General features: G+C 44.9%; 19 protein-coding genes. 16 read left to right on the top strand and 3 right to left on the bottom strand.

Annotated features, from left to right (window positions below; genetic code table 11):
- Positions 1 to 4: 4 nt before the first annotated feature.
- Entirely contained in the window at positions 5 to 568 is a 564-nt protein-coding gene (ahpC, locus tag FD968_RS07895; protein ID WP_215365342.1) for an alkyl hydroperoxide reductase subunit C, read from the bottom strand.
- 306 nt (positions 569 to 874) lie between these two features.
- Between ahpC and FD968_RS07890 the strand changes: the two genes are divergently transcribed.
- A complete protein-coding gene (locus FD968_RS07890) occupies positions 875 to 1,399 on the top strand; it encodes a phasin family protein (RefSeq protein ID WP_215365340.1) in 525 nt (174 codons plus the stop codon).
- 13 nt (positions 1,400 to 1,412) lie between these two features.
- Here the strand turns inward: FD968_RS07890 and FD968_RS07885 are convergent, their stop codons facing one another.
- Together FD968_RS07885 and FD968_RS07880 are read right to left on the bottom strand one after the other, a co-directional pair.
- Entirely contained in the window at positions 1,413 to 2,312 is a 900-nt protein-coding gene (locus FD968_RS07885; protein ID WP_215365338.1) for a histone deacetylase, read from the bottom strand.
- A gap of 8 nt (positions 2,313 to 2,320) precedes the next feature.
- Positions 2,321 to 2,695 (bottom strand): DUF2237 family protein, encoded by a 375-nt coding sequence (locus FD968_RS07880; RefSeq protein WP_215365336.1) that lies wholly within the window; start codon positions 2,693 to 2,695, stop codon positions 2,321 to 2,323.
- A 149-nt stretch (positions 2,696 to 2,844) separates the two neighbouring features.
- Here FD968_RS07880 and FD968_RS07875 point away from each other — a divergent pair, with 149 nt between their 5' ends.
- The 15 genes from FD968_RS07875 to ccmI all read left to right on the top strand — a co-directional run bounded on the left by FD968_RS07875 (position 2,845) and on the right by ccmI (position 15,443).
- A complete protein-coding gene (locus FD968_RS07875) occupies positions 2,845 to 3,279 on the top strand; it encodes a DUF2452 domain-containing protein (protein ID WP_215365334.1) in 435 nt (144 codons plus the stop codon).
- Positions 3,280 to 3,314: 35 nt separating this feature from the next.
- Positions 3,315 to 4,295 carry a quinone oxidoreductase gene (locus FD968_RS07870; protein ID WP_215365332.1) on the top strand — a complete coding sequence of 327 codons (981 nt, stop codon included), beginning with the start codon at positions 3,315 to 3,317 and terminating at the stop codon, positions 4,293 to 4,295.
- A gap of 76 nt (positions 4,296 to 4,371) precedes the next feature.
- On the top strand, positions 4,372 to 5,790 hold the full coding sequence (locus FD968_RS07865) for a transglycosylase SLT domain-containing protein (protein WP_215365330.1): 1,419 nt from the start codon (positions 4,372 to 4,374) through the stop codon (positions 5,788 to 5,790).
- Positions 5,791 to 5,868: 78 nt separating this feature from the next.
- Entirely contained in the window at positions 5,869 to 6,726 is an 858-nt protein-coding gene (locus FD968_RS07860; RefSeq protein WP_215365328.1) for a metal-dependent hydrolase, read from the top strand.
- A gap of 27 nt (positions 6,727 to 6,753) precedes the next feature.
- Positions 6,754 to 7,497, top strand: coding sequence for a transporter substrate-binding domain-containing protein (locus FD968_RS07855; protein WP_215365326.1), 744 nt, complete (start codon positions 6,754 to 6,756; stop codon positions 7,495 to 7,497).
- 10 nt (positions 7,498 to 7,507) lie between these two features.
- Complete coding sequence (locus FD968_RS07850) at positions 7,508 to 8,479, top strand: tripartite tricarboxylate transporter substrate binding protein (RefSeq protein WP_215365323.1); 972 nt, start codon at positions 7,508 to 7,510, stop codon at positions 8,477 to 8,479.
- Between the two features lie 118 nt (positions 8,480 to 8,597).
- Positions 8,598 to 9,287 carry a cytochrome c biogenesis heme-transporting ATPase CcmA gene (gene ccmA / locus FD968_RS07845; RefSeq protein WP_251367546.1) on the top strand — a complete coding sequence of 230 codons (690 nt, stop codon included), beginning with the start codon at positions 8,598 to 8,600 and terminating at the stop codon, positions 9,285 to 9,287.
- On the top strand, positions 9,284 to 9,949 hold the full coding sequence (gene ccmB / locus FD968_RS07840) for a heme exporter protein CcmB (RefSeq protein WP_215365321.1): 666 nt from the start codon (positions 9,284 to 9,286) through the stop codon (positions 9,947 to 9,949). The genes ccmA and ccmB overlap by 4 nt, the downstream gene beginning before the upstream one ends.
- Complete coding sequence (gene ccmC / locus FD968_RS07835; protein ID WP_215365319.1) at positions 9,946 to 10,716, top strand: heme ABC transporter permease CcmC; 771 nt, start codon at positions 9,946 to 9,948, stop codon at positions 10,714 to 10,716. Before ccmB ends, ccmC begins: the two co-directional genes overlap by 4 nt.
- Positions 10,716 to 10,901, top strand: a complete 186-nt coding sequence (ccmD, locus tag FD968_RS07830; RefSeq protein WP_215365317.1) for a heme exporter protein CcmD — start codon at positions 10,716 to 10,718, stop codon at positions 10,899 to 10,901. The genes ccmC and ccmD overlap by 1 nt, the downstream gene beginning before the upstream one ends.
- On the top strand, positions 10,901 to 11,335 hold the full coding sequence (gene ccmE / locus FD968_RS07825) for a cytochrome c maturation protein CcmE (RefSeq protein WP_215365315.1): 435 nt from the start codon (positions 10,901 to 10,903) through the stop codon (positions 11,333 to 11,335). Before ccmD ends, ccmE begins: the two co-directional genes overlap by 1 nt.
- Entirely contained in the window at positions 11,332 to 13,251 is a 1,920-nt protein-coding gene (locus FD968_RS07820) for a heme lyase CcmF/NrfE family subunit (protein WP_215365313.1), read from the top strand. Before ccmE ends, FD968_RS07820 begins: the two co-directional genes overlap by 4 nt.
- Positions 13,248 to 13,778 carry a DsbE family thiol:disulfide interchange protein gene (locus tag FD968_RS07815; RefSeq protein ID WP_215365311.1) on the top strand — a complete coding sequence of 177 codons (531 nt, stop codon included), beginning with the start codon at positions 13,248 to 13,250 and terminating at the stop codon, positions 13,776 to 13,778. The genes FD968_RS07820 and FD968_RS07815 overlap by 4 nt, the downstream gene beginning before the upstream one ends.
- A complete protein-coding gene (locus FD968_RS07810) occupies positions 13,775 to 14,260 on the top strand; it encodes a cytochrome c-type biogenesis protein (RefSeq protein WP_215365309.1) in 486 nt (161 codons plus the stop codon). The genes FD968_RS07815 and FD968_RS07810 overlap by 4 nt, the downstream gene beginning before the upstream one ends.
- Positions 14,253 to 15,443, top strand: coding sequence for a c-type cytochrome biogenesis protein CcmI (gene ccmI / locus FD968_RS07805; protein WP_215365306.1), 1,191 nt, complete (start codon positions 14,253 to 14,255; stop codon positions 15,441 to 15,443). The genes FD968_RS07810 and ccmI overlap by 8 nt, the downstream gene beginning before the upstream one ends.
- Positions 15,444 to 15,450 lie beyond the last annotated feature (7 nt).

Here is a 15,450-nt window from a genome sequence, read left to right as displayed (position 1 = left end):
TCTATTAGATCTTGCCTACGAGGTCCAAAGATGGAGTCAAAGTTGCTGCACCTTCTTTCCATTTCGCTGGGCAAACTTCGCCTGGGTGTGCTGCTGTGTATTGAGCAGCCTTGAGCTTGCGCAATGTTTCAGAAACGTCACGTGCGATTTCATTGGAATGAATCTCGGCTGTCTTGATCACGCCTTCTGGATTGATCACGAATGTGCCACGCAATGCCAAACCTGCTTCAGGAATGTGTACGCCAAATGCATTGGTCAATGTATGTGTTGGATCGCCAACCAATGGGAACTTTGCTTTACCAACTGCTGGTGAAGTCTCATGCCAAACTTTGTGTGAGAAATGAGTATCGGTTGTAACGATATACACTTCAGCACCCAATTTTTGGAACTCAGCATAGTTCTCAGCCGCATCTTCAATTTCTGTTGGGCAGTTGAATGTGAATGCTGCTGGCATGAAAATCAGAACTGACCATTTTCCCTTGAGAGTTTCGTCAGTAATGGTTACGAACTTGCCATTGTGGAAAGCTTCGGTTTTAAACGGTGCTACGGTTGTGTTGATGATAGACATAGTGCTCCTCTTGTTAAATAAATTGGGTTAATCAAACATAGAATGCTTTGATAACGGAGTCCATTCTAGGGACTATTTCTATATTTGTATAATGAATAATTTAGATATAAATAATCGATTATTTCGATAACAAAAGTCGCCCCCTGATAGCTTGATATAAGCAATTTTTAGGGCTTAAGCCAGCCTTTTTATCTATTTAGAGCTCACTACTGGTATTTCTCTATAGAAACACTCTTAAACCAGAGTAGATTGGTATTAATAAACAAGCATAGATCGTCCGCGAATCTCTCACTTAAAGGGGTTGTTATGAGCAAAAGTCCGCAAAAGGCAATGAATGCAAGCAGAAATGTAGGCCGAGTGGCTATGGAGAGTGCGCAAGCCATTGCACAAATTAATCAAAAAGTTGCGCAAGAATTTGCAGAGCTTATGCATCAGCGCCTCTACGACCTCATGAAAACCCAAGATCCTAAGGCGGTATTTGATTATGTGCATGCCGAGGTTTTGCAGGATGCCGCGAAAGAGGTAACCCACTATCACCAGCAGTTGTTAGATGTGTTGAAAAGCGGCAATAAGGAGTTGGCTGAAATTGCTGAAGTGATGATTCAAGATTCCAAGGCGGATTTGATTCATTTCGTCAATGACGCAACCAATAATGCACCTCTTGGAAGCGAGGCTTATGTTTCAGTATTTAAGAACTCGTTTAACCATGCTCTAGAAAATTTTGAATTGGTTCGCGCTGCTATGGCAGATTCATTTACCAATTTTGAAAAAAGCGTAGAGAGCGTGAGTAACCTATCTTCCGTTCAAAGCACTTCAAAGAAAAAGTCCTAAGACAGTCTCAGCATTAGTAGCGCTGCTGAAATTGCAGGGCGGTTTGAATAGTCTGAAAATGAATATCCACAGTAGATTCGATTTCTTTGCCATAACCGCCCGCCATTGAGAATGCAACGGGGATTTGTTTATCTAGGGCATATTGAAAAACGGTTTCGTCTCTTGCGCGCATACCCTTTTTGCTAAGCTTGAGCCTCCCCAAGCGATCTTCTTCGTGAGGATCGGCGCCAGCGAGATAGATGACAAAGTCTGGATCAAAACGATCATCCAATTGATCTAAACACTGGTTCAGTGAGTGCAAATAGGTTTGGTCATCACAGCCATCCGCTAACCCTAGATCAAGGTCACTCTTTTCTTTCTGAAAAGGAAAATTATTCTCACCATGAATCGATAGAGTGAAGATAGAAGCATCATGCTGAAGGATGGCTGCCGTGCCATTGCCCTGGTGCACATCTAAATCAATGATGGCGATCTTGAGATTAGGGCTAATTTCCTTTTGAAGTGCGCGCGCAGCAACGGCAGAGTCATTAAATACACAAAACCCGCTTCCGACATTTCGGTAGGCATGATGCGTTCCACCTGCTAAGTTCCCCGAGACGCCCTCATTAATTGCGGTCTTGGCGGCCGTAATAGTCGCGCCTGCAGAGCGCCGAGAGCGCTCTACCATCTTCTCGCTCCAAGGAAAACCAATTTCTTTTTGCTCTTCAGGATTGAGCTTGCCCTCGATGACTTTCAGAAGATAACTTGGGTCATGTGCATAGAGCAGTTGAGTATCACTTGCTGCAGGTGCTTCAATGAGTTCTAAAGTTGAGAGTTCACCAACTAAATCCCGTAAGCGAGAATACTTCTCCATGGGGAAGCGATGCCCTGCTGGCAAGGGAAGAACAAAGTGATCTGAGTAAAAGGCTTTCAAAGAATCTTTCAGATCTCGCTGGAGTATTGCTTAAGAAAATCTAGAGACACTTTTTCTAAAGCTTTGATGTTGGTACTTTCTAATTTAATTGGGGGAGCGCATTTTGCTTCCACGGCTTCAAGCCAGCGATTGATACAAAGACACCACTGATCACCTGCAACTAGCCCAGGAAATTGGTAAGCCGGCATGGGGGTTGTTAAATCATTGCCCCTGCTAAGACTAAATTGTAAGAACTCGTCATTCACAATTGCGCAGACTAGATGACTGCCCACGTCCTCTTCATTTGTTTTGCAGCAACCGTCTCGAAAGAAACCCGTGAGAGGATCAAAAGAGCAAGGAACCAGGGGTTGTCCCAAAACATTTAGGGCGACATCATTACTCATCTAATCTATCCTTAATAGTGCTTGTAGCTGGTGTGCTGAATAGGTCTTTTGGCCCGTGGGCAAAAATTCCCTTTTTGTGTCACACTTTCTTCGTCAATACAACTGACTAAAACCAATTTTGCAGTAAAACGAGATTTCACGGGCAAGCAATGAGAATTGAAGACACTGACCCAGCAAGACATGCCGGTATCGAATACCCAATGGAGGTTGGCGCCCCGGTTTTTGCCCCCATCAAAGTTATTGAGGAAAAAGATAAGGCGGTAAACGTTGCTCGCCAAAATGCTAAGCTTGAGTATGAGCGCATCATGGAGCAAGCGGAAGTACTGATGAAGCAGGCGAGAGCCTTGCAAGCAAGGCTCGATGCAACCGAGATGGTCCACAGCGCAAAATTTAGTTTTAATCCTATCCATGGAAAAATTTACCACCTGTATTACGACAGTAGAAATTCAACCAATGTCCTAATACAGAATGGACCCAAGGAATGGAGTTGTGGCATTCCAGATGGTTGGACTTATGCTATGGCAGTCAAGAAGTTGGGTGATAGCACCTGGGCGGTGATAGAAGAAAACGCCCTTGTTGTATGATATTTTTTCTCATAACAAATATAAATAGGTGACATGTGACAAAAGCTCGAGTAGTTAGCCTGGACAAATTAGGCAGCGCAGATGTAATCAAGATAATTGATAAAGAATTGCCACCGCCAGCCAAAGGCGAAGTTCAAATGCGTCAAACGGCAATTGGATTTAATTTCATTGATGTATACCAGCGCTCTGGTGTTTACCCACTAGAGTTGCCTACAGGCCTTGGCCATGAAGCAGTTGGTGTAGTGGAGGCTTTGGGTGAGGGTGTCACTGGTTTAAAAGTCGGTGACCGAGTGATGTATATGAATGCAGGTATTGGCGCATACGCTAGTGCTCGCAATGTAGCAGCAGATAAATTAGTCTCTGTACCAAGCAATGTTTCAGATGAAGTTGCCGCTGCTGTTTTCTTTAAAGCAATGACTGCGCAATATCTTGTGCAAAAGACTTACAAAGTCAAAGCGGGTGATATCGTATTGGTGCACGCTGCTGCTGGTGGCGTTGGTCAAATTTTGGCTGGCTGGGCAAAAGCATTGGGCGCCTTCGTAGTCGGCACTGTTGGATCACAAGCAAAAGTTGCGGCAGCTAAAGCAGCGGGATGTGATGCTGTTGTCGATTATTCCAATGCTAATTGGGTAGAAGAAGTGCTGAAAGCGACTGGTGGTAAAAAGGCCAATGTGGTTTATGACTCTGTAGCGAAAGATACCTTCTTGGGATCCTTGGATTGCACTGCACCTTTTGGTACGGTTGCTCTTTTTGGTGCTGCTTCTGGTCCTGCCCCTGAAATTCAGCCAGAGATTCTGAATAAAAAAGGTTGCCTATTTTTAACAAGACCTTCTGTATTTCCACACAATGCAACACATGCACTCTTGCAAGAAAACGCTAAAGCTGTATTTGATGCGATTGCTAAGGGCCACGTCAAAGTGCAAATTGGTGCGAAGTTCCCCTTGGAGGAAGCTGCTGATGCTCATCGCGCTGCCGAAGGCAGAAAGGTGTCTGGCGCTATTGTGATGATTCCTTGAGTAGTAGGCTTAGCAGATCTCAAGCCCCGCATGAGCGGGGCTTTTTCATTGGGGCGGGGCACAGTAAAATGTACGCATGAGAACATTTCCTCGATGGCTTCTAGCAATTACTCTATTTACCTCAAGCAGTTTTAGTCTGGCTCAGTTATCTAGTTCAACAACTATTGATAGTGAGGTGTGGACCGGCACTTATGAGCAAATGCTTCAGCGAAGACTGGTACGGGTTGCCGTTCCTTATGACCGCACTATTTATGTGAATGACAAAGGCGCACCTAAGGGTATAGCTGTCGATATGTCAAAGGCTATGCAGGCTTGGTTTACCAAGCAATATGCTGCAGAGCTCAAGGGCAAAACGCTTGCGGTCAAATTAATACCAACCCAGTATGCAGATTTACTAACTAGCCTCACAGCTGGTAAAGCGGATATGGTGATTGGAGATTTAGGTCTCTATAAGCCTTCGGCTAACGCCCATGAATATCTTTTAAATCATGCCTATAAATTAGACCGGGAAGTTTTGGTATCAGGGCCAAGTGCTATTGCAGTCACTTCCTTTGAGGATCTTGCGGGACAAACCGTTTATGGCGGACGCAATACAAATTTCCCAGGCACCCTTCAAGAGATAAATAAGAGTTTACGAAGCAAAGGTAAGGCTCCAGTCAATATTGTTTCTCCAGTAGGCACCTTAGATGGAGAGGATCTTTTGGAAATGGTTGATGCTGGTCTTATTCCGTATGTAATTATTGGTGACTGGAAGGCCAAACTTTGGCAACCAATCTATAAACGTATGGTCATTCATGATGATATTTTTACGGCAGATGCGGGATGGATTGGGTATGGCGTAAGGTCTTCAAACCAGGACTTGAATCAAGTCATCAACAAATTTATTGGATCTGATGAATACGATCAAGCTCTTAAGGCTTACAGGGGAGAGGACTATAAAGCCCATATGCAGGGCTTAAAGGACCCTATTGAAAAGTCTGCATGGGCGCGCTTCGAATCAATGTGGCCTTTATTTCAAAAGTATGGCGCGCAATACAATCTCGACCCTCTGTTTATTGCGGCGTTAGGATTTCAGGAGACTTTGCTCAATCAAAGTGCAGTTAGTAAAGTTGGTGCCATTGGTGTGATGCAGCTAATGCCTGCAACTGGTAACTCCCTAGGCGTTGGCGATATTCATTTATTGGAGCCCAATATTCATGCTGGCGCTGATTATATGAATCAGCTCATCACCAAGTACTTCCCTGATGCTCAATTTAAGGGCGACAACAGAGCGTTGTTTGCTGTTGCTTCCTACAACATTGGCCCGAATAATGTTGCCAAAGCGAGAGATCAAGCAAAGGCAATGGGATTTGATCCTAATGAATGGTTCGGAAATGTTGAGTTTGTTGCGACCCAGAGAATGGGCTATGAACCGATGATTTATGTTCGTAACGTATATAAGTATTTCATTTCATACGAACTGAAACTTAAGAAAATTCAAAGTATCCAGCCCTAATAATTGGTGCAGTGCCATATACCCAATTTGGGATATAGTTTTCAGATCAATATAAAAATGATCACGGGAGACAAAATCATGGGAGCAATTACTTTAACGAAAATGCTGGCAAAGGTATTGATCGTTCCAATGTTATTGGCAATGAGCACTTTTGCTTTAGCGCAGACAGTGACTAGCACTTGGGCGCCAGGTAAGACCGATATTCAATGGTTGGGCCAAGCAGGTTTTCGCATTAAGTCGCCAGATGGCAAGATTATTGTGATTGATCCTTGGATCACTGGTGGACCAAAGACCCCAGCAGTTTATAAAAATGATTTGGCTGCGCTCGGACCGATTGATCTTCTCTTAGTAACCCATGGTCACGTTGATCATATTGGCGATGCACCAGCGTTGGCTAAGATGAACAACACCAAGTTATATGGCCCTGCAGATATGGTGACACCCCTGATCTTCATTGGTCAAATTCCACCGGAGCTAGGACATCGTTTTAATAAGAGTGGTAGCGTGACTCCATTGCCTGGCATTAAGGTAACTGCAGTGAAGGCAGAGCATTCCTCGCTACTGGTTTGGAAAAACCCTGCTACAGATAAGATGGAGGCACACCATGCTGGCGAGCCTTTGGGTTACATCATTCAACTGGAGAATGGTTTTAAGATTTGGCACATGGGTGATACCGGTTTATTCGGAGATATGAAATTTATTGGCGAGTATTACAAGCCAGATCTCGTCATGGCCCCGATTGGCGGTAACTTCACCATGGCACCGGATGATGCAGCGTACGCCATGAGAACTTGGATCAAACCAAAGATGGTGATTCCAATGCATTACAACTCTAATCCGATGACAAAGGGCACTCTTGCTGAATTCCAGGCGGCGATGAAGGGTAGCACTATCAAAGTGATACCGATGACTGAGGGTGAGATAGTTCAGTTTTAAGTCATATCGATAGTTAATAGGATCCTTTTGAATTTCATTTCGCCTGAGGTGAGGAGTCAGCTGGCTCCTCATGGTGTTCTCTCTGCTGCAGTCTATCTAGGAAACTTTTTGCTAGTGACTGGCCGCTCACCTTCAGGTGAGCCAACTGGGATCGCCCCGGATATTTGTCGTGAGATTGCTAGACAATTAGAAGTTGAACTCAATTTAATTGGCTTTGAAACTCAGGATGAGGTAGTTGACTCCGCTGCCACTGGAAGATGCGGGATTGTATTAGTGGGCTCTGATCCTGCGCGGGCAAAAAAGGTCACATTTACACCGGCCTATGTTGAGTTGGAGGCCACCTATCTAGTCATGGGTGATTCGCCCATTCAAAAGATCTCTCAAGTGGATCAGCCTGGGGTACGTATCGCCTCTTTTGTGAAGAGCGCCTACGATCTTTGGTTGCAGCGTCATTTACAGCATGCCACTCTTGTCCATGCAGATAGCGTTCAGGCGAGTAATGCTTTATTTGTGAATGAAAAATTAGATGCATTAGCGGGGCTCAAAACAGGCTTACTGACTGCTGCCCAAAGCATCCCTGGATCACGGGTACTAGACGGTCAATTTACTGGTATTCAACAAGCCATTGCAACTAAGACCTCCAATCTTGAAGCGATTCAGTTTTTAACTGGATGTGTAGAGAGGTTTATTAGTACAGGTTTGGTTGCCGATTTAATTCAGAAATATCAAGTGCAGGGTTTAGCGCCCGCACCTCTTTATAAACATTCTTGAGAAATAACACGTGAAAAAAATTACGCTTGCTTGTGTATTGGGTTTAACGATTTTTGGTGCTCAGCTTGCTCATGCTCAAGCTACAAATTACCCCAATCGTCAAATTAAAATTATTTCCCCATTTGCTACAGGCGGGATTGCGGATGGCTTCTCACGAATCATTGCGCAAGGCTTAAGTGAGTCTTATGGACAACCGGTGATCGTCGAAAATAAAACAGGCGGCGGCGGAAATATTGGCGCTGATTTTGTTGCTAAGTCGCCAGCAGACGGCTATACCTTGATTATGGGTAGTATCGGCACTCACGCTGTAAACCCTTATCTCGTCAAGAATATGCCGTATGACCCGCTAAAAGATTTCGTTCCAGTCGTCTTTGTGCTTGATGCTGAAGGTTTATTAGCTGTCAATCCAAACCTTCCAGTAAAAAATGTAAGCGAACTCATCTCCTATTTAAAAGCGAATCCTGGAAAAGTTTCCTATGGATCAGGAGGCATTGGAACTGCAAGTCATTTGGCTGGAGAACTTTTTGTCATGACCGCTAAAGTAGACATGACGCATATTCCTTACAAAGGAAATGCTTTGGCTATTACGGATTTAATTGGCGGACAGACTCAAGTCATGTTTGCAACCATGCCTACGATTCTTCCCTATGTAAAAAGTGATAAGTTGCGTGGCTTGGCAGTGACAGGTGCCACCAGGGATCCATCGATGCCAGATCTACCGAGCATTAGCGAAACACTTCCAGGTTTTGATGTCAAAAATTGGATTGGCTTATTTGCTCCAGTGGGTACTCCACCAGCGATCGTTAAGAAACTTCACGATGATGTGAGCAAAATCATGCAACAGCCTGCTGTTCAAAAAAAGCTAGAGTCTGAGGGCGCCAAGTATTACGCCATGACGCCTGAGGCATTTGGGGTATTTCAGAAGAAAGAGTCCGTACGCTGGGGCAAAATTATTAAAAGCGCTGGAATCAAGCCAGAGTAGTGCCCTGGGCTTTTAGGTAAGGGTAGCCTAACTCCGCTTATAATTACGTAAGCAATTGAATTCAAAGAGATTATTCTCAAAAATCCCTTTCTGTATGTTTGACAGCCTCTAGGGGCTCTTGGACAATGCGTTTGGCGGTTTGATTCATGCCAAAACACTCATGACAGCCCATTCCTCCCCAACTTCCAGTCAATCTAGTCACGCGCTTGAAGCCCGTGCTTTGACCTGTGTGAGAGGGGATCGGCAGCTCTTTACAAATTTGAGTCTGCGGCTTGATGCCGGTGATTGTTTGCATGTTCGTGGTGAGAATGGCGTTGGTAAAACCAGTCTATTGCGTCTCTTAACGGGTTTATCCAAACCAGAGTCTGGTGAAGTTTTGTGGAATGAGCAGTCAATCTTTTCAGAAGCTGCTTCATATCATCGCGAATTATTATTTTTGGGGCATCGTGATGCACTTAAAGAAGAGTTGAGCGCTCTCGAAAATTTACAGATGTATGCGGCGCTTGATGATGTGCCACTTTCTCTAGAGAAAGCTTTAGCTGCTTTATCTCGCTTTGGTTTGCGTGGCCGTGAAAATTTACCAGTCCATTGCTTATCGGCAGGACAAAAGCGTCGAGTTTTAATGGCTCGCATGCTAACCCGTCAAGCCCGCTTATGGATTTTGGATGAACCATTTAATGCGTTAGATGTTCATGCAGTCGCTGAACTTGAGAGGCTGATTGCTGAGCATCTCGCTGCTGGGGGCTTACTGGTATTGACAAGCCATCAAGCAGTAAACCTTCCTAAGGTAAAGGTGCTGGACTTATGAGCGCCTTGTTTGCCATGATCCGTCGTGATTTGCTCTTGGTCATGCGTCGCAAGAGTGAAGTTCTGACAGCATTATTTTTCTTCATTGTTGTTACGAGTTTATTTCCTTTGGGTATTGGTGCAGATGCAGCGCTGCTTCGCAAAATTGCTCCAGGGGTGATCTGGGTTGCTGCTCTGTTGTCGACCTTACTAGGCTTGCACCGAATGTTTGCGGCTGATTATGCTGATGGTTATCTAGAGCAAATGGTTTTATCACCACAACCGATGGTCTTGTTGGTTACCGGGAAAATCATTGCGCATTGGATGGTGTGCGGTTTGCCATTAGTGATTTTGGCTCCAGTCATTGGCATTCAGTTTGATCTTGATCCAAATTCCCTTTATATATTGATGGGAACCTTGTTACTGGGCACTCCAGTACTCTCTCTTTTGGGTTCGATTGGCGCTGCCTTAACTTTGGGTGTTCGGGGTGGCAGTGTATTGATGAGCTTATTAATACTGCCTTTGTATATTCCGGTACTGATTTTTGGGGCTGGGGCGGTATATGCCAGCAGTGTGGGTCTAGATGCTTCTGAGCATTTTTCGCTGCTGGGCGCTTTATTGATTTTGGCTTTAGCATTTGTACCTTGGGTTAGTGCTACTGCTGTAAAGATTGCGATTGAATGACGAATACCAATACTTTTTCTAATAACCGCCTGATTAACTGGTTTAAGTTATCAAGCCCCAGCACCTTTTATCCGGTGGCTGGAAAACTCATTCCGTTTTTCTGGGTACTGACAGCCATTTTTGGTATTGCTGGTCTTTGGGTTAGTTTCTTTGTTGCGCCTGTAGATGCAGTGCAAGGTCAAGGCTATCGCATCATCTTTATTCATGTACCTGCGTCTTGGATGTCGATGTTTATCTATTTGGTCATGGCGGCTTGGGCCGGTTTAGGATTAATTTTTAATACCCGTTTATCGGCGATGATGGCGCAAGCGCTAGCCCCGATTGGCGCATGGATGGCGTTTTTGTCTTTATGGACTGGGGCATTTTGGGGTAAGCCAATGTGGGGGGCTTGGTGGGTCTGGGATGCGCGCCTGACCTCAGAACTGATCTTGCTATTTCTATATCTAGGCTTTATTGCCCTTCAGGCCTCCATTGATAATCCCCGCAGAGCAGATAAAGCCAGTGCGATTTTGGCCTTAGTTGGTGTGGTCAATGTGCCCATTATTTATTTTTCAGTGAAGTGGTGGAACACCCTTCATCAAGGTGCTTCAGTGTCTTTGACCAAAGCGCCTGCCATGGCACAGACCATGTTGCTAGGAATGTTATTAATGGCTCTGTGCTTCTGGATGTACTCCATTGCAGTGGGCTTGATGCGGGTACGCGCCATTATTTTGGAGCGTGAAGCCCATACCGATTGGGTGAGACAATTAGATGAGGTAAAAAACTAATGTGGAATAGTCCAGCAGAGTTTTTTGCAATGGGTGGTTACGCACTTTATGTGTGGAGCAGTTTTGGTGTTTGTGCAGCCGTTTTATTGTTAGAGCCTCTTACTATTCGGGCTCGCAAGAATGCGATTATCCGCAGACTGAAGCAAGAGCGTTTAGCCGAACAGTTTGATCAAGAGAGCAGTTAGTGAAACCTAGACATAAACGTGCATTAATTATTGTTGCTGCCCTAGTTGTGATTGGCATCGCTGCAATGTTGATTTTGAATGCACTCAATAGCAATATTGCCCTCTATGTCACCCCAAGTGAAGTGGCTGCTGGAAAAGCGCCGCAAGGTCAGGCATTTCGAATTGGCGGCATGGTGAAAGACGGCTCATTAAAGCGAGATGGTTTGACGGTTCACTTTGTGATGACCGATCTCGTCAAAGATATTCCAGTGTCTTATACAGGAATCCTTCCAGATTTATTTAAAGAAGGTAAGGGCGCCGTCATCCAAGGTCGCATGAATCCCAATGGTGAATTTGTAGCTAGTGAAGTATTGGCTAAGCATGATGAAAACTATATGCCCCCCGAGGCAAAGCATGCTCTGGATCAAGCTCAGAAAAATGGAAGTAATAAATGATTCCTGAGTTTGGGCATTACGCACTCATTTTGGCCTTATGTATTGCTGTGATTCAAGGGGTCTTGCCGCTAGTAGGCGCACATTATGGGCGTCGCGAATTCTTGGTGCTCGCCAGACCAGCCGCTCAAACTGTCTTCATGCTCTTGGCCATTGCATTTGTCATTCTGGCGTGGAGCTTTTACGTCAATGATTTTTCAGTGCTCTATGTTGCAGAGCATTCCAACTCGCAATTGCCGATCATCTATCGCTTAGGCGCGGTATGGGGCGGGCACGAAGGTTCTTTATTGCTATGGATCTTCTTGTTAAGCACTTGGACAATCTTAGTAGCTCAACTGTCTAAAGCTTTGGATGAGTTCATGGTGGCTAGAGTCATTGGTGTATTGGGTTTGGTGACGAGTGGATTATTGTTATTTGTTTTAACTACATCGAGCCCTTTTGAGCGTTTATTACCTGCGGCCCCAGATGGGCGCTCTCTAAATCCGCTGCTGCAAGATCCGGGCTTGGTGTTTCATCCGCCGATGTTGTACATGGGTTATGTTGGTTTCTCCGTGGCATTTGCGTTTGCCATTGCCTCCTTGTTATCTGGTCGATTAGATGCTGCATGGGCGCGTTGGTCGCGTCCATGGACAACTGCTGCGTGGGTATTTCTGACGCTCGGTATTGCGCTAGGCTCTTGGTGGGCTTATTACGAATTGGGTTGGGGCGGTTGGTGGTTCTGGGACCCTGTTGAAAATGCTTCTTTTATTCCATGGTTAGTTGGCACTGCCTTGCTGCACTCTTTAGCAGTAACTGAAAAGCGCGGTGGCTTTAAGAGTTGGACTGTACTCTTAGCTATTACCGCTTTCTCATTGTCTTTATTGGGAACCTTCTTAGTACGCTCAGGCGTATTGACCTCGGTTCATGCATTTGCTACAGATCCAAGACGTGGAATCTTTATTTTGATTTTCTTATCGCTAGTCGTTGGTTCGTCCTTAGCTTTATATGCTTGGCGTGCTCCAAAAAACACATTGGGCGGAAAATTTAGCTTGAGCTCTAGAGAGACATTTATTTTGTTGGGTAATGTGTTCTTAGTGGTTTCGGCTGGGTCGGTATTGCTGGGTACTCTTTACCCTCTAGTAATAGATGCACTGCATTTAGGTAAGATTTCAGTAGGCCCTCCTTACTTTAATAGTGTCTTTGTGCCCATCATGATTCCTTTGTTGGTTCTTATGGGTATTGGTCCGTGGACGAACTGGAAAAATACCGATCTCCTCTCCGTGATTAAGCGCTTATGGCTAGCTGGTCTGGTTGCCGTCATTGCTGGAGTTGTTATCCCGCTGATCATGGGTCAATTTACTTGGTTGGCTGGACTAGGTTTCTTGCTTGCGTTTTGGGTGATTGCTTCTGGATGCATGCAAATTGCTCGACAGGCAAAATTGGGTAAACCGACTCGTTCGTTTATTGGAATGCAGATTGCGCATTTGGGCATTGCTATCTTTGTCATTGGCGTGACAATGGTTGGTGCCTATCAGGAAGAAAAAGATGTACGCATGCTTGCTGGTGATACCGTGAATGTCGGTGGCTATCAGATTCAGCTGGTAGGTGTTGCTCAGGTTCCTGGTCCAAATTACCAAGCGATGCGCGGTACATTTTTGTTAACGAAAAATGGTAAGACTGAAGCCACCCTTTACCCAGAAAAGCGTAATTATTTTTCTTCTACAATGCCAATGACTGAGGCAGCTATTGATGTGGGCTTAACCCGAGATGTTTATGTTTCCCTCGGCGAAGAGCTAAACGATAAGGCTTGGGCTGTTCGAGTTTATTACAAGCCATTTGTTGATTGGATTTGGGGTGGTTGCTTATTCATGGCTTTAGGTGGCATCCTCGCAATCTCTGACAAACGCTATCGAATGAAGTTAAAGAAAGCTGCATCATGAAGGCTAAATTTCTCATTCCGCTGCTATTGTTTGTAGTCCTCGTTATCTTTTTAGCAGTAGGACTCAATCGTGATCCACACGAAGTGCCTTCCCCTCTGATTAATAAACCTGCACCCGCTTTTGAAGTTGCGCAGTTGGCTCAAACCAATAAAACTTTCTCCCCAGAGGCTATGAAGGGTCAAGTTTGGATCTTGAATGTATGGGCTTCATGGTGTGTTGCCTGTCGCGAAGAACATCCCGTCTTGGTTGAGCTAGCCAAGTCAGGTCAAGCACCATTAATTGGCTTAGATTACAAAGATAAGCGTGAAGATGCTCTCGCAATGTTAGAAAGGCAGGGCAATCCGTATGTATTGTCTGCATTCGATGCTAATGGCAGGGTGGGGATTGATTATGGTGTGTATGGCGTTCCGGAAACTTATGTGATTGATCAAGCCGGCATTATTCGCTTTAAGCATATTGGTCCGATTACCCAAAAGATTCTGAATCAAAAAATCTTCCCTTTAATAGCTGAGCTAAAAAAATCATGAAACGTATTTTTTTAGTCTGTACGTCGATATTGTGTTTGCATGCTGCCTTTGCAAATGATGCGGCACCACTTGCTGACGACCCAGTGACTGAGCAGCGTTTAATTAGCATCTCCGAAGAAATGCGTTGCTTGGTTTGTCAGAATGAATCCTTAGCGGGTTCCCGTTCTGACTTAGCCAATGATCTTCGCAGAGAGATTCGTACCCTTATTAAAGAGGGTAAGAGCGATGATCAGATTAGAACGTTTATGGTAGAACGCTACGGCGATTTTGTACTCTATCGTCCACCAGTCAAGCCCATTACCTGGCTGCTATGGATTGGACCATTTGTGATTTTGGTGATCGGGATTGCGTTCTTACTTTCGTATTTGCGCCGTCGCAATCAGATTGCCTCTAGCAAAGCGCTATCCGAAGAAGATAACCAAAAAATCGATGCACTATTAAAAACGCTGGGTAAAAACGATCGGGATGGCATCCATGGCTAGTTTTTTCATTCCCGCCTTTTTATTACTAGTACTTGTTTTGGTCTTAGTGCTGCGACCATTTATCTTTTCTGGAAAAACTGAGGGCACCTCTCGTCGTCAGATGAATGCTGCCATTTATCGTGATGAGCTTGATAAATTAGCAGCCGAACATGCTGCTGGAACGATTAATGCGCAAGAGTATGAAATGAGCCATGCAGAAATGCGCCAACGTCTTTTTCAGGATACTAATGAAGAAGATGACAAAGCCGTAATGGGTTCTGCTAAAAAAGTAGTGATCGGTCTTTGCATTTTCATCGTATTACTATCTTCCGGCCTATATTTCACTTTAGGTGATGTGCTTCGTGTCGCCCAAGAAAATGATCAAAAGCCAATGACACAGGCAAATATTGAGCAAATGGTTGCTGATTTTGCCCTGAAGATGGAAAAAGATCCCGGTAACCTCAAGGGTTGGGCGATGCTGGGTCGCTCCTATCGAATCTTAGGTCGAAATGAAGACGCTGCCAAGGCCTATGGTCGTGCAGGCAGTTTTATTAATGATGATCCAGAACTATTGTCGGAATACGCTGACACATTAGCGGCTACTGCTAATGGTAGTTTCTCTGGAAAGCCATTGCAGCTCATCAATCAAGCACTCAAGTTAGACCCCAAAAATCTATTGGCACTTTGGCTGTCTGGCTCTGCATATTTTGGTGATGGCAATTACAAGGCGGCCGTTCAAACTTGGGAAAGACTCGCCCAACAATTACCCCCAGGTTCTGAAGAGTCCCGTGCTATTGAGGCTTCAATTACCGAGGCGCGGACTAAGGGTGGGTTAACTAGTGCTAACACTGGTATTGCTGCTGGCAAAGGTGTCAGCGGCAGGATTGATATTGCACCTGAGCTGAAGGCTAAAGTGAAGTCGGGTGACGTGGTGATGGTGATTGCACGTCAACCGGGCGAGCGTATGCCGGTAGCTGTTCTCAAAACTCCAGTCGCTGAGTTTCCGATGAGTTTTGCTTTGACTGATGCATTGGCAATGAATCCTAGTGCACCTATCTCAAAACTTTCCGAGGTTTCTGTTGAAGTGCGGATTTCTAAAACCGGAATGGCTAAGGCCGAAGTAGGAGATTTGATCTCGGTAGCCCAAACGATTAAAGTCGGATCAAGTCAGGTCAAGTTATTGATTGATCAAGTTCGGCAGTAAATGAATA

This window comes from Polynucleobacter sp. AP-Titi-500A-B4 (assembly GCF_018688095.1).
Classification (GTDB): Bacteria; Pseudomonadota; Gammaproteobacteria; order Burkholderiales; family Burkholderiaceae; genus Polynucleobacter.
The sequence above is the reverse complement of the archived record's forward strand: the minus strand, read 5'-3'. Positions and strand labels throughout refer to the sequence as shown.

Bases quoted from the DNA above. Each gene is read 5' to 3' on its own strand.
- ahpC (WP_215365342.1), bottom strand. From the start codon at position 568: ATGTCTATCATCAACACAACCGTAGCACCGTTTAAAACCGAAGCTTTC.
- FD968_RS07890 (WP_215365340.1), top strand. From the start codon at position 875: ATGAGCAAAAGTCCGCAAAAGGCAATGAATGCAAGCAGAAATGTAGGC.
- FD968_RS07880 (WP_215365336.1), bottom strand. From the start codon at position 2,695: ATGAGTAATGATGTCGCCCTAAATGTTTTGGGACAACCCCTGGTTCCT.
- FD968_RS07875 (WP_215365334.1), top strand. From the start codon at position 2,845: ATGAGAATTGAAGACACTGACCCAGCAAGACATGCCGGTATCGAATAC.
- FD968_RS07865 (WP_215365330.1), top strand. From the start codon at position 4,372: ATGAGAACATTTCCTCGATGGCTTCTAGCAATTACTCTATTTACCTCA.
- FD968_RS07860 (WP_215365328.1), top strand. From the start codon at position 5,869: ATGGGAGCAATTACTTTAACGAAAATGCTGGCAAAGGTATTGATCGTT.
- ccmB (WP_215365321.1), top strand. From the start codon at position 9,284: ATGAGCGCCTTGTTTGCCATGATCCGTCGTGATTTGCTCTTGGTCATG.
- ccmC (WP_215365319.1), top strand. From the start codon at position 9,946: ATGACGAATACCAATACTTTTTCTAATAACCGCCTGATTAACTGGTTT.
- ccmD (WP_215365317.1), top strand. From the start codon at position 10,716: ATGTGGAATAGTCCAGCAGAGTTTTTTGCAATGGGTGGTTACGCACTT.
- FD968_RS07820 (WP_215365313.1), top strand. From the start codon at position 11,332: ATGATTCCTGAGTTTGGGCATTACGCACTCATTTTGGCCTTATGTATT.
- FD968_RS07815 (WP_215365311.1), top strand. From the start codon at position 13,248: ATGAAGGCTAAATTTCTCATTCCGCTGCTATTGTTTGTAGTCCTCGTT.
- FD968_RS07810 (WP_215365309.1), top strand. From the start codon at position 13,775: ATGAAACGTATTTTTTTAGTCTGTACGTCGATATTGTGTTTGCATGCT.
- ccmI (WP_215365306.1), top strand. From the start codon at position 14,253: ATGGCTAGTTTTTTCATTCCCGCCTTTTTATTACTAGTACTTGTTTTG.